Origin of the sequence: Kribbella hippodromi (assembly GCF_039531045.1) — a bacterium.
GTDB classification, from domain to species: domain Bacteria; phylum Actinomycetota; class Actinomycetes; order Propionibacteriales; family Kribbellaceae; genus Kribbella; species Kribbella hippodromi.
On the sequence record NZ_BAAAPH010000009.1, the window covers coordinates 59806 to 72367 of the forward strand.

Below are 12562 nucleotides of genomic sequence, written 5' to 3' on the forward strand. Positions count from 1 at the left end.
TGGTTTCATCGCGAAGGAGGATTCCGATGGCGCAGTACCTTGCACTGACCTACACCGCCGACGTCGACTGGTGGGCGCCCGAGCAAGCCGACGAGCTCGCCGAGTACCGGCGGTTCGGGGTGGAGTACGCCGAGCAGGTCAAGGCGAGCGCCGTCCTGCACCCGACCGCGACGGCGACCGTCGTCCGGGTGGAGGGCGCCCGCGGCGGGCCGGTGGTGACCACCGACGGCCCGTACGCCGAGACCAAGGAAGCACTGACCGGTTACTACCTGATCGAGGCCGACGACCTGGAGGCGGCGGTGAAGATCGCGGCCGAGATCCCGGCGGCCTGGGGCGGTGCCGTCGAGGTGCGTCCGGTGATTCTGGCCAAGTAGCAGGCCTGTGGACCAGCAGTACGGCGTGATCGCCGAGACGATCCGGGTCGAGGGGACGCGGATTCTCGCCACCCTGATCCGGACCGTCGGCGACGTCCAGCTCGCCGAGGATGCCGTTCAGGAGGCCGCGCTGGCGGCGCTCGGCGCCTGGCCTGTCACCGGCGTACCGCCGGAGCCGCGCGCCTGGCTGACCGTCACCGCGCGGCGGAAGGCGATCGACATCATCCGCCGCGAGCAGCGCCGCACCGACAAGGAACGGGACGGCTCCGAGCTGCTCGAGCTCAATCGGCCAGAGCTGAACCGGCCGGGGCTCAACCGCTCGGAGCTCGACGTGCTCGAGCCCGACGAGGTGGTGCAGGACGATCTGCTTCGGCTGATCTTCACGTGCTGCCATCCGTCGCTGTCACCGCCGACCCGCGTCGCGCTCGCGTTGCGTACGTTGTGTGGGCTCACGTCCGCGCAGATCGCCGGGGTCCTGTTGAGTACCGAGGTCGCCACCACCAAGCGCTTGGTGCGGGCGCGGCAGAAGATCGCGGCCGCGCGAATCCCGTACCGGGTGCCTTCCGAGGCCGAGCTGCCCGATCGGTTGCCGGCGGTGTGCGCGGTGATCCACAGTTTGTACACGGCGGGGCATGCGCCGGCCGAGGGCGTCGCGGCGTACGACATCGATCTATGTACTGAGGCGATCCGGCTGGCGGAGCTTCTGCATGCGCTGCTGCCCGATCAGCCGACGCCGACCGCGGTACTCGCGCTGCTGCTGCTCACTGAAGCGCGGCGGCCGGCGCGGGTCGACGCGGCGGGCGAGGTGGTGACGCTCGATCTGCAGGACCGTTCGCTGTGGGATCAGGGGCTGATCGCGCGGGGTGTGGCGCTGCTGAACGACTCACTGGAACGGTCGAACCGGCAGGCCGACGCGTACCAGCTGCAGGCCGCGATCGCCGCCGAACACGCCCGCGTCCCGAGCTACCCCGCCACGGATTGGCGCGAAATCGTCCGGCTGTACGACCTGCTGCTCGAGGTCTCCCCCAACCCGGCCGCCGAACTGGCCCGCGTGGTAGCCGTCGCCGAAACCGGACAGGTCGAGGTTGCGCTGAATCTTCTGACCGAGATCCCGAAGAACTCCCGCTGGCACGCAATCCGCGCCGAGCTCCTCGCCCGCGAATCCCGCTACGCCGAAGCCGTCACCGAGCTGGACGCAGCCCTCGCAACCGCCCCAGCCACCCACCCGGAACGCCCGCACCGGGAACGCCGCCGGGCGCACCTGCAACAGCTCGCCACAAACCCCATCAGACCCGATGGAGCTGACCCACGCTAAGCGGCTGGGCGGAGGAACTGGGATCAGTCGTCGGTCCAGTTGGCGCGGTCGCTGTTGAAGATGGATTTGGAGGCCGCGGGGCGGGACTGGTGGGCGCCGGGAGCGGAGGAGGACGCGGGGGTCGAGGTGGTGACCTCCTGGACCGAGTCCATCCCGATCGGGCCGGTGCCGTCGTCGTCGGTGTCCTCGTCGCCCTGGACCACGTCGACGCTCGCGGACGCCCGCAGGCCGGTGCGCTGGATGACGCGCTGAATGGTCAGGTCCCGGTCGGCGGCGCGGCTGACGAACTTGATCTCGCGGAAGCCCTGGTCCTGCGCGGCCGACTCGAAGATGAAGTGCCCGTACCCGAGGATCCGGCCGAGCCACGGCCGGGCCAGCGTGATGTCCAGGATGCGCGCGATCGGGGTGGTCGCGACGGTCTGCGAGAACACGCCGCGGATCCGCATCACCCGCATGTTGGTGACCACGAACCGGTCCCGGTGCTCGGTCAGGAACTTCCAGAACGCATGCGCGAGCAGCACGAAGACCAGCACCAGCAGCACCAGGTCGACGTTCGCGCCGAGCTTGGTCAGCACCATCACGACCAGCAGCACGGTGGCCAGCAGGATCTCCAGCATCGGCACCGCGAACACGATCCAGTGGTGCCGCACCTCATCGATGACGACTTCGCCCTCGTCCGAGATCAAATGCCGCCGGACCTTCGGGTCGAAGATCCGGAACAGGCCAATGCCGGCCATCCACTCACTCCCCTGTCACGCCTGTTGTGACCCCGTACGTCCAAGTGTCCCGCACGATGCCTCTCGGCGGGACACCCGGCGGCAGATCAGCTGAACAGCGCGGTCAGGAAGGTGATAACACTTCCGAACGCGTCACCGACCGCGGAGAACGCGCCTCCGACGGCGTTCGCGGCGTGTGCCGGCTGAGTGAACAGATAGAAGCCGGCAAAGGCGATAAGCGACCAGATCAACAGCTTTTTCGGCATGTCGCCACTCCCTTGTTCCTAACCCACTCGGTCGACTGTGTTTGAGTTTGTATCACGGACCGTCACCAATTGTCACTGACTGAACACAGCCCACCGCACAATGCTCACCAGCTACAAGTCCCATTCTGTAACGGATTCGGGGGCACGGCACCCACCGGCGCGCCGCCATGAGACGCACGTCGCCCGGAACACGCTGAATTGTGCGGTGTTTGCCCGAATCCGGAACAACTTTTGGTGAATACCAGGCGAAGAGGTCCTGTGACACTACGTGGTCGAATGTTCCAGCAGCGAGATCGAGATCACAAGGCGAACGAAGCTCAGTAACCGGTTCAGAGGGCCGCAATGAGTTCGTCAGCGGCCGCGTACGGGTCGGTGCCGCCGTCCGCGACCTTGGCCGCGAGCACGTCCAGCCGGGCGTCGCCGTGCAGATGCGCGAACCGGGCCCGCAGCGCGGTGGTCGCGATCGCCTCGATCTCGTCCCGGGCGCGGCTCCGGCGGCGCTCGGTGAGCACGCCGTTGCCGCGCATCCAGGTCAGCCGGTCCTCGATCGCCTGCACCACCTCGGCGACCCCTTCGGCGCGGGACGCGACGGTCTTCAGGATCGGCGGCAGCCAGGCGCCCTCGGCCCGGTCGGCCAGCGCGAGCATCGCCCGCAGGTCCCGGGTGACGGTCTGGACGCCGTCCCGGTCGGCCTTGTTCACCACGTAGATGTCGCCGACTTCGAGGATGCCGGCCTTGGCCGCCTGGATGCCGTCGCCCATGCCGGGAGCGAGCAGCACGAGGGTGGTGTCCGCCATCCCGGCGATCTCCACCTCGGACTGCCCGACGCCGACCGTCTCGACCAATACGACGTCGAAGCCGGCCGCGTCCAGTACGCGAAGCGCTTGCGGGGTCGACCAGGACAGTCCGCCGAGATGCCCGCGGGACGCCATCGAGCGGATGAACACGCCCCGGTCGGTCGCATGGTCCTGCATCCGCACCCGGTCACCGAGCAGTGCGCCGCCGGAGAACGGTGAGGACGGGTCGACCGCGAGTACGCCGACGCGCTTGCCGGTCTCCCGGTACGCGGAAACCAGCGCCGAGGTCGAGGTCGATTTCCCGACTCCCGGCGATCCGGTGATGCCGACGATGTGTGCGTGCCCCGCATGCGGAGCCAACGCCGCCATCACCTCCCGCAGCAGTGGCGACTCGTCCTCCACCAGCGAAATCAACCGGGCCACCGCCCGCGAGTCTCCCGCCCGGGCCCGTTCGACCAACTCCCCAACCGGCGCAGTCCGACGCCCAGCCGGCGGCATCAGCGCTTCGGGACTCGGACGATCAGAGCGTCGCCCTGGCCACCGCCGCCGCAGAGCGCGGCGGCGCCGACGCCACCGCCGCGGCGACCGAGCTCCAGGGCGAGGTGCAGGACCAGGCGAGCACCGGACATGCCGATCGGGTGGCCGACCGCGATCGCGCCGCCGTTCACGTTCACCTTGTCGTCGCTGACCTTCAGCTCCCGCGCGGACGCGATCCCGACCGCCGCGAACGCCTCGTTGATCTCGACCAGATCGAGCTCGGCCGGCGCGATGCCTTCCTTCGTACACGCCTTCACGATCGCGTTCGCCGGCTGGCTCTGCAGCGTCGAGTCCGGCCCGGCGACCGACCCGTGCGCGCCGATCTCAGCGATCCAGCTGAGACCGAGCTCTTCGGCCTTCGCCTGGCTCATCACCACAACCGCGCAACCACCGTCGGAAATCTGCGACGCCGACCCAGCGGTGATCGTCCCGTCCTTCCCGAACGCCGGCCGCAGCTTGGCAAGCGCCTCCACCGACGTGTCACCCCGTACGCCTTCGTCGGTGTCGACCACGATCGGATCGCCCTTGCGCTGCGGCACCTCGACCGGTACGACCTCGTCCGCGAACACGCCGTTCTTCCAGGCCTCGGCGGCGCGCTGGTGCGACCGGGCACTGAACTCGTCCTGCTCCTCGCGGGTCAGCTTCAGCCCGGTGTTGTTCGCCTGGTCCGTCAGCGCACCCATCGCCTGGTCGGTGAACGCGTCCCAGAGGCCGTCGTACGCCATCGAGTCGACCATCGAGACATCGCCGTACTTGAAGCCCTCGCGGGACTTCGGCAGCAGGTGCGGCGCGTTCGTCATCGACTCCATCCCGCCGGCCACGACGAGGTCGTACTCACCCGCGCGAATCAGCTGATCCGCGAGCGCGATCGCGTTCAGCCCGGACAGGCAGACCTTGTTGATCGTGATCGCCGGCACGTCCATCGGGATGCCGCCCTTGACCGCGGCCTGGCGGGCGGTGATCTGACCGCCGCCGGCCTGCAGCACCTGACCCATGATCACGTACTCGACCTGGTCCGGCGCGACGCCGGCCTTCCGCAGTGCGCCCTGGATCGCGAACCCGCCGAGGTCCGCGCCGGTGAAGCCCTTGAGGCCACCCAGCAGCCGCCCGATCGGGGTCCGCGCGCCGGCGACGATGACGCTTCGGTTTCGCGTGTCAGCCATGCTGTCACGATACCTGCGAGGACACTGGTACGCCGCTGGTCAGCCACGTCAGACCGGTCACACGGATCGTGCCGCCGTCATGTCGGCTGGGCCACTTTCGATGGCCTGCCGGCGAGGTCTGCGTCAGGCTGGCGAGATGGATCAACTCTTCGACGCGATCGACCACGTCGGCGTCGCCGTCGCCGACTTCGACGAAGCCGTCCGGTACTACGCCGAGATGTTCGGCATGACCGTGGCGCACGAGGAGATCAACACCGAGCAGGGCGTCCGCGAGGCGATGCTCTCGGTCGGCGACTCGGGTTCGTCGATCCAGTTGCTGGCGCCACTGTCGGACGCGTCGCCGATCGCCAAGTTCCTGGATCAGCGCGGTCCCGGCATCCAGCAGCTCGCCTACCGCGTACGCGATCTGGACGCCGTCTGCGCCATCCTGCGCGAACGCGGCGCCCGGCTGCTGTACGACGAGCCGAAGCGCGGCACCGCCGGTTCCCGGGTCAACTTCATGCACCCGAAGTCGGCCGGCGGCGTACTGGTCGAACTCGTGGAGCCACCGGCTTCCCACACCGGGTGACGGCGCGCGAAACGACCCTGCGGAGCACCTGTCGGCGGTCTACTCTGTTCGGGTGCTGAAGGACAGCGCCACCGATTCCTTGTACGGAGCGCCGGCCGGGTTCGAGCACGACGCCTTCGTCCACGGGTCGGACGAGGAGTTCGTGCGGCGCGCGGCGACGTTCGTACGGGTGGGTCTGGCGGCGGGGGAAGAGATCGTGGCCGTGCTGTCACCCGCGCGGATCACGCACCTGCGGGACGCGCTTGGTCCGGACCAGGACCGGGTGCGCTACGCCGACATGACCGTTGCCGGGGGCAACCCGGCGCGGCTGATCCCGTTCTGGCGTGCCGTTCTGGAGCAGGCGACCTGCCCGGTCCGTGCGCTCAGCGAGGCGGTGTACGCGGGCCGGAGCGACGCCGAGTACGCCGAGGTCGAGCTGCACGAGGCACTGTCCGGCATCGCTTTCGCAACCGATCCGTCGTTCCGGCTGCAGTGCGTGTACGAGGCGTCGGCCGGGATCGATCCGACCGCCACCCACACGGGCGCGGAAGCCCTTGCGGAGAAGGCCTTCCGGACCGCGCTGGACGACGTACCGGACCGCGCCGAGCGATGGGAGTTCGGGCCGGGCGAGCTGTCCCAGATCCGGCAGTGGCTGAGTGGTCAGGCCTCGTCGCACGGCGTTTCCCGGGACCGGCTCGAGGACCTGTCGCTGGCACTGCACGAGATCTGCACGAACAGCATCCGGTTCGGCGGCGGCAGCGGTACGCTCGCGGTCTGGATCGCGGCCGGCGCGCTGATCTGCGACGTGACCGACCGCGGCCGGATCGACAACCTGCTGGTCGGGCGCGTGCTGCCGCCGCTGGACGGACTGGGCGGCCGGGGCGTGTGGCTGGCGAACCAGCTGTGTGACCTGGCCCAGTTGCGGTCCGGCGACGACTTCACCCAGGTACGGCTGCACACCCGCCTGCGCTGACCACTGGCTGCGGGGTCGTTCCGCGGATAAGACCACTGACAACGGTGGACTGACCGAGTGACGGTCGTCTCAACCGTCGCTCGCTGTGTCACAAGGCACAGCCAGGAGCGCATACTCAGCGGTAAGTTCCGGTCACCCAGAACCGCCTCTGCAGGAGGTACTTCCGTGAAGCAGATCCTCGAAGCGATCCTCTCCGGCGACAACGCGGCCGTCGGCGGGCTCGACGTACCGGAGCACTATCGCGGGATCACCGTGCACGCCGACGAAGCGACGATGTTCGACGGGCTGGACAGCAAGGACAAGGACCCACGGAAGAGCCTGCACCTGGACGACGTACCGACGCCCGAGCTCGGGCCGGGCGAGGCGCTGGTCGCGGTGATGGCGAGCGCGATCAACTACAACACGGTCTGGACGTCGATCTTCGAACCGGTGTCGACGTTCTCGTTCCTGAAGCGGTACGGGAAGTTGTCGCCGCTGACCGCGCGGCACGACCTGCCGTACCACGTGGTCGGCTCCGACCTCGCCGGCGTCGTCCTGCGGACGGGACCCGGCGTGAACGCGTGGAAACCGGGCGACGAGGTGGTCGCGCACTGCCTGTCGGTCGAGCTGGAGTCACCGGACGGCCACAACGACACGATGCTCGACTCCGAACAGCGGATCTGGGGTTTCGAGACGAACTTCGGCGGCCTCGCCGAGCTGGCGCTGGTGAAATCGAACCAGTTGATGCCCAAGCCCGCCCATCTCACGTGGGAGGAAGCGGCCTCGCCCGGCTTGGTGAACAGCACGGCGTACCGGCAGCTCGTGTCGGCGAACGGCGCGAACATGAAACAGGGCGACGTCGTCCTGGTGTGGGGCGCCTCCGGCGGGCTCGGGTCGTACGCGACGCAGTTCGCGCTGAACGGCGGGGCGATTCCGGTCTGCGTGGTGTCCTCGCCGGAGAAGGCCGAGATCTGCCGGGCGATGGGCGCTTCGCTGATCATCGACCGGTCGGCCGAGGGGTACCGGTTCTGGAAGGACCCGGTGACTCAGGACCAGAAGGAGTGGAAGCGGTTCGGGGCGCGAATTCGCGAACTGACCGGCGGCGACGACCCGGACATCGTGTTCGAGCATCCGGGCCGGGAGACGTTCGGCGCCTCGGTGTACGTGGCGCGGCGGGGCGGGACGATCGTTACCTGCGCGTCGACGTCCGGATTCATGCATGAGTACGACAACCGGTACCTGTGGATGAACCTGAAACGGATCATCGGCTCCCATTTCGCCAACTACCGCGAGGCCTGGGAGGCGAATCGGCTGATCGCGAAGGGCATGGTGCATCCCACGGTCAGCAAGGTGTACCCGCTGGAGGCGACGGCGCAGGCGGCCTACGACGTACACCGCAATCTGCACCAGGGGAAGGTCGGTGTGCTGACACTGGCGCCGAGCGAGGGTCTCGGGGTCCGCGACACCGCCCTGCGGGAGCGGCATTTGTCCGCGATAAACCGCTTCCGCGACAGGTAGTTGTCCACAGCCGGCCGATTCGCCGGTTTGGTGTGGGTTCTGACAGGCTTATCGTGGGGAATTCACCCGCTGAGCCGCCAGAAGGGACATCCGGTAATGCCTGACGAGTCGAGCCTGCCGTTCTTCGACCGTACGGCGACTGCGGCCGGGGGCTTCCCGGTCAGTCGTCGTGGGTACGACAAGCAGGCGGTGGACGACTACGTCCGCGCGCTGGAGATGCAGCTTGCCGAGACCCGCAACCACGCCGAGCAGCTGCAGCAGAGCGTCGCGCCGCTGCAGCACCAGCTGGAGGAGACCCGGCGCCAGCTCGAGGCCAGCGCCAACCCGTCGTACGCCGGGCTCGGCGACCGGGCCGCGCAGATCCTCCGGCTCGCCCAGGACCAGGCGTCCGAGGCGCTCGAGGAGGCCAAGCGCGAGGCCGAGGAGCTGCGCTCGAACGCGCGCAAGGAGGCCGCCGCCGCGCGGGCCACCGGCGAGCGCGAGGCCGAGGACATCCGGACCGTCGCGCTGAACGAGGCGGACAGCATGCGCCGAACCGCCGAAGGCGACGCGGCCGAGATCCGCCGCACCGCCGACACCGAGGCGGCCGAGGTGCTGCAGGCCGCCCAGCGGAAGGCGGAGCAGCTGCAGCTGACCGCCGAGTCGCAGGCGAGCACGCTGAAGAACGGCGCACTGCACGAGGCGGAGAAGATCCGGACCGCGATCCAGCGTGAGTCCGCGGCGCTCCGGGCCCGGCTCGCCGACGAGCGCGAGCAGCAGGCCAAGGAGCTGGCCGACAAGCACCAGCAGATCGCCGCCGACACCGAAAGTCTGACCACCCAGATGAAGGAGGCCGCCGAGGCCTCCGAGCGCCGGGTGGCCGAGGCGACCGAGCAGGCCCGCAAGATCCGCGCCGAGGCCGAAGAGTCCGCCGAGCGGACGCTGTCCCGGGCCCGCCGCGAGGCCGAGCAGCTGCTCACCACCGCCCGCACCCGGGCCGAGGCCGAGCTGGCCAACTCCGCCGACGAGGCCGAGCGCTCCCGCACCGTCGTCGCCCGCGAAACCGAACGCCTGGCCAAGCGCCGCGACGGCATCCTCACCCAGATCGCCGGCCTGAACGAAATCGCCAGCAACATCGCCCGCCAAGCGGCCGAACTCGACTCCGAAACAGCGGCGGGCCCGTACACAAACCCTTTCGCCAAACCTGACACCAGCCCCACCGCCGGTGTCAGCACCGCAACCCCCTTCCCAACCACCGCCGCGCCGGCCGAGAACCCCTTCCCCGGCGCCACCCCCTCCTCAAGCTCCACCAGCACCACGGGCGCGGGCTCCACCGGCACCACCTCCACCACCGGCATCGGGTCGACCGGCGCGGGTTCCACGGGCAGCGGCTCCAACGGCGTCGGCTCCACGGGTGCGGGGTCTACCGGCGGGGGTTCTGCTGCTGGCGGCTCGGCTTCGGGCGGTTCCGCGGGCGGGAAGGGCAGCTCGTACGGGGATGATGACGGACCGTTCACCGGCGCGAGCCCGTTCGTAGGTTCTTCTGCGGGTGACGCCCGCGTCGACGAGACCCGGATCGACACCAATCTCCGGGTCGACGCCAAGGACACCAGCACTCTCGCCGGCAAGACCCCCGACCCGGCCCCGTACAAGACCTCCAGCAAAACCGCCGGCGGCTCCGCCTCGACCTCCCCGTCGAGCACCTCCAGCTTCGGCAGCTCCACCGGCACCTCCGCTTCCGGCACCTCCGCTTCCGGCACCACCGGCTTCGGCGGCGCGACCACCGGCGCCTCCGCCTCAAGCACCGGCGGTTCGAGCGCCTCCTCCACCGGCGGCTCCGGCTCCGCTTCCGGCGGGGCGGCTTCCGGCGGGGCGGCGGCCGGGGGTGCGTCGGCCGGGACGTCCGCGACCGGCCGGGACGCGGGTGCGGATGAGGATGCGCCGAAGGATTCGACGATGGTCGACGAGTTCCGGCTGAATGACCTCACGACCGAGCAGACTCGGGTACAGACCGACGACCGGTCGTCCGCCGGCGACGTGGCCGACGCGGCCTCCTCGACTGCGCGATCCCCGAAGGACAAGATGTGACGCCAGCCGGCGACGACACCTCCACAACCACCACCGACCCGGACCGCCCCGAAGCGCCCGACGAAACCCAGCCCGCCGACGGCGCCGAACAAGCCGACACCGCCGGCTCCGCGAAAAGCTCGGCCGGCTCCGAGAAAAGCTCTGCCAGCACCGCGAAAAGCTCGGCCGGCACCGCAAGCACCGCAGCCGCCCAGTCCGAGAAGTCGGCCGCCGCCGCGCGGACCTCTGCCGACGAGGCTGCGGGCTCAGCCGACGAAGCGGAGGCAGCTGCCGCCGAAGCTGAGGCGGCTGCGCGGGCGGCGGACGAGGATGTGGACATCGCCGGCGAGCTGCTGATGGACGCGCGGCACCCGAGCGAGGGAATGGGCGCGCCCGGCCCGCCGCTGCGCCGCGGCAACCCGTTCACCTTCGGCTTCTTCGCGGCCCTCGGCGTACTTTTCGCCTGGGGACTGTGGAACGCCCTCGGCCAGGCCCGCTCCGTACTGATCCTGCTCCTGGTCTCGATCTTCATCGCGGTCGGCCTGAACCCGCTGGTCGAATGGTTCATGCGCCGCGGCCTGAAACGCGGACTCTCGGTCGGCGTGGTGTTCCTGCTGATGATCCTCGCGGTCGTCGGCGTCGGGTTCGCGATCGTGCCGGTCGTCACCGACCAGATCGACAGCCTGATCAAGAACGCCCCGGGGTACCTCGACCTGCTGGAGAAGTCGAAGACCCTGACCAACCTGAACAACAAGTACCACTTCATCCAGAAGGCCCAGGAGTACATCCAGGATCCGGCGCTCGCGCAACGCGCTTTCGGCGGCATCCTCGGCGTCGGCAAGGTGGTCGCGAACGCGCTGTTCAACACGTTCACGATCATGATCCTGACGCTGTACTTCCTGGCGTCGCTGCCATCGGTGAAGCGGGCCGCGTACAGCCTGGTCCCGAAGACCCGCCGGCGCCGCGTCGCGATCCTCGGCGACGAGGTCCTCGGCCGGGTCGGCGGATACGTCAGCGGTCAGTTCATGGTCGCGCTCTGCGCCGGTACCTCGATGTTCATCTTCCTGGAGATCGTCGGCATCCGCGACTACGCGGTGGCGCTGGCGATCGTGGTGATGTTCTGCGGCTTCATCCCGATGGTCGGCGGCCTGATCGGCGTCGTCGCGGTGTCCCTGATCGGCTTCACCGGCGGCCTCTGGACCGGTGTCGCCTGCCTGATCTACGGCGTCATCTACCAGCAGATCGAGAACTACATCATCGCCCCGCGCATCATGCGCCGAGCCGTGGACATCCCCGGCGCCGTCACCGTCATCGCCGCCCTCCTCGGCGGCGCCCTCCTAGGCGTAGTAGGCGCCCTCCTGGCCATCCCCTCCGCCGCCGCCATCCTCCTCATCATCCGAGAAGTCTGGGTCCGCAAAGCCGACGCCTCCTGACCCACCACCCCACGCCCGCCCCTGCCGGCCAGACCGTCCGCCTCTGCCAGCCAGACTGACCAGACCGACCAGGCGGCAGCCTCTGCCAGCCAGACTGACCGGCCCGACCGCCTCTGCTGGCCAAACTCACCAGACCGACCAGGCTGACCGCCCCGCCTGCCGGGCCGACTCGGGCCGACTAGGCCGGCAGCTTTCTCGGGGTGGCGCGGGTGTCGGCTCGCTTGGCGCCGTGGGAACGTGCGGTCTTGCGGGCAGACCGTCCGTCTGTCGCCTCGACCGGCGACCTTCGCTGCACCTGACGCTCCGGCTCGTCTTGTGGTTTGCGCCGGCGTTTGCGTGCCTTCGTGCGGGGAACCTCGACCAGTTGCAGTGATCGTCCGTCGTCCAAATGGATGACGAGATCCTGTGCGAACTCCTCGCGCGCTCGCCGTAGCACCTCCGCCGAAGGCGCCTCCGCACCACCGGCGGCGGCCTGCACCAACTGCGAAACGCGCTGGTGGGAAACGCCGAGCACGCTGCTCACGTCCCGCACCGGAACGCTCGCATCGGTGAGCACCGCGGCGACTTCCCGGGTGAGCTCGGCAACAAGCGCGTCGAGTTCCTTGGCCCGGCGGCGGAGGCCGTCGACGAGTTTCTTCGCCTCGAGCAGGTCCTGCCCGTCGGCCTCGATGCCCGACACCTCGACTGCGACGGCCGAAAGCGGTACGTCGGTAGTGACCGCAACATACTCCCGAGCCATTCGCTCGACCTCGTCCAGCCGCCGTGCCTGCGTCAAACCCTCGATCTCCGGAATCGAAACCATCCACCACCGCTCGTCCCGGCTAACCGTCACGCCATATGTCTTCACAGCCCCGCCCCTTCACACTCGGCACGCACCTTGGCGGCTCACCACGCATTC

The 12562-nt window shown here is 69.2% G+C and carries 12 protein-coding genes; 7 read left to right on the forward strand and 5 right to left on the reverse strand.

Going from position 1 to position 12562, the window contains the following annotated elements:
- Nucleotides 1-26: 26 nt before the first annotated feature.
- Both ABD260_RS15705 and ABD260_RS15710 read left to right on the forward strand, forming a co-directional pair.
- Nucleotides 27-374, forward strand: coding sequence for a YciI family protein (locus ABD260_RS15705; RefSeq protein WP_184830517.1), 348 nt, complete (start codon nucleotides 27-29; stop codon nucleotides 372-374).
- Nucleotides 375-381: 7 nt separating this feature from the next.
- The gene (locus ABD260_RS15710) at nucleotides 382-1689 is read left to right on the forward strand and encodes an RNA polymerase sigma factor (protein WP_344234258.1); all 1308 of its coding nucleotides are present in this window, start codon (nucleotides 382-384) and stop codon (nucleotides 1687-1689) included.
- A gap of 23 nt (nucleotides 1690-1712) precedes the next feature.
- On the opposite strand, the gene ABD260_RS15715 is transcribed toward ABD260_RS15710, so the two are convergent.
- The 4 genes from ABD260_RS15715 to ABD260_RS15730 all read right to left on the reverse strand — a co-directional run bounded on the left by ABD260_RS15715 (nucleotide 1713) and on the right by ABD260_RS15730 (nucleotide 5168).
- A complete protein-coding gene (locus ABD260_RS15715; RefSeq protein WP_344234259.1) occupies nucleotides 1713-2426 on the reverse strand; it encodes a PH domain-containing protein in 714 nt (237 codons plus the stop codon).
- An 86-nt stretch (nucleotides 2427-2512) separates the two neighbouring features.
- Nucleotides 2513-2671 (reverse strand): hypothetical protein, encoded by a 159-nt coding sequence (locus ABD260_RS15720; protein ID WP_344234260.1) that lies wholly within the window; start codon nucleotides 2669-2671, stop codon nucleotides 2513-2515.
- Between the two features lie 329 nt (nucleotides 2672-3000).
- Nucleotides 3001-3966 (reverse strand): methylmalonyl Co-A mutase-associated GTPase MeaB, encoded by a 966-nt coding sequence (gene meaB, locus ABD260_RS15725; protein ID WP_344234261.1) that lies wholly within the window; start codon nucleotides 3964-3966, stop codon nucleotides 3001-3003.
- Complete coding sequence (locus tag ABD260_RS15730; RefSeq protein ID WP_344234262.1) at nucleotides 3966-5168, reverse strand: acetyl-CoA C-acetyltransferase; 1203 nt, start codon at nucleotides 5166-5168, stop codon at nucleotides 3966-3968. The genes meaB and ABD260_RS15730 overlap by 1 nt, the downstream gene beginning before the upstream one ends.
- A 136-nt stretch (nucleotides 5169-5304) precedes the next feature.
- Here ABD260_RS15730 and mce point away from each other — a divergent pair, with 136 nt between their 5' ends.
- The 5 genes from mce to ABD260_RS15755 all read left to right on the forward strand — a co-directional run bounded on the left by mce (nucleotide 5305) and on the right by ABD260_RS15755 (nucleotide 11664).
- Nucleotides 5305-5736 carry a methylmalonyl-CoA epimerase gene (gene mce, locus ABD260_RS15735; protein ID WP_344234263.1) on the forward strand — a complete coding sequence of 144 codons (432 nt, stop codon included), beginning with the start codon at nucleotides 5305-5307 and terminating at the stop codon, nucleotides 5734-5736.
- Nucleotides 5737-5788: 52 nt separating this feature from the next.
- Nucleotides 5789-6688 (forward strand): anti-sigma factor RsbA family regulatory protein, encoded by a 900-nt coding sequence (locus ABD260_RS15740; RefSeq protein WP_344234264.1) that lies wholly within the window; start codon nucleotides 5789-5791, stop codon nucleotides 6686-6688.
- Between the two features lie 165 nt (nucleotides 6689-6853).
- Nucleotides 6854-8185 (forward strand): crotonyl-CoA carboxylase/reductase, encoded by a 1332-nt coding sequence (ccrA, locus tag ABD260_RS15745; protein WP_344234265.1) that lies wholly within the window; start codon nucleotides 6854-6856, stop codon nucleotides 8183-8185.
- Between the two features lie 96 nt (nucleotides 8186-8281).
- Complete coding sequence (locus ABD260_RS15750) at nucleotides 8282-10252, forward strand: coiled-coil domain-containing protein (protein WP_344234266.1); 1971 nt, start codon at nucleotides 8282-8284, stop codon at nucleotides 10250-10252.
- Nucleotides 10249-11664: an AI-2E family transporter gene (locus ABD260_RS15755; protein ID WP_344234267.1), complete on the forward strand. Its 1416-nt coding sequence runs from the start codon at nucleotides 10249-10251 to the stop codon at nucleotides 11662-11664. Before ABD260_RS15750 ends, ABD260_RS15755 begins: the two co-directional genes overlap by 4 nt.
- Before the next feature lie 178 nt (nucleotides 11665-11842).
- Here ABD260_RS15755 and ABD260_RS15760 read toward each other — a convergent pair whose 3' ends face one another.
- Entirely contained in the window at nucleotides 11843-12511 is a 669-nt protein-coding gene (locus ABD260_RS15760) for a hypothetical protein (RefSeq protein WP_344234268.1), read from the reverse strand.
- Nucleotides 12512-12562: the final 51 nt, after the last annotated feature.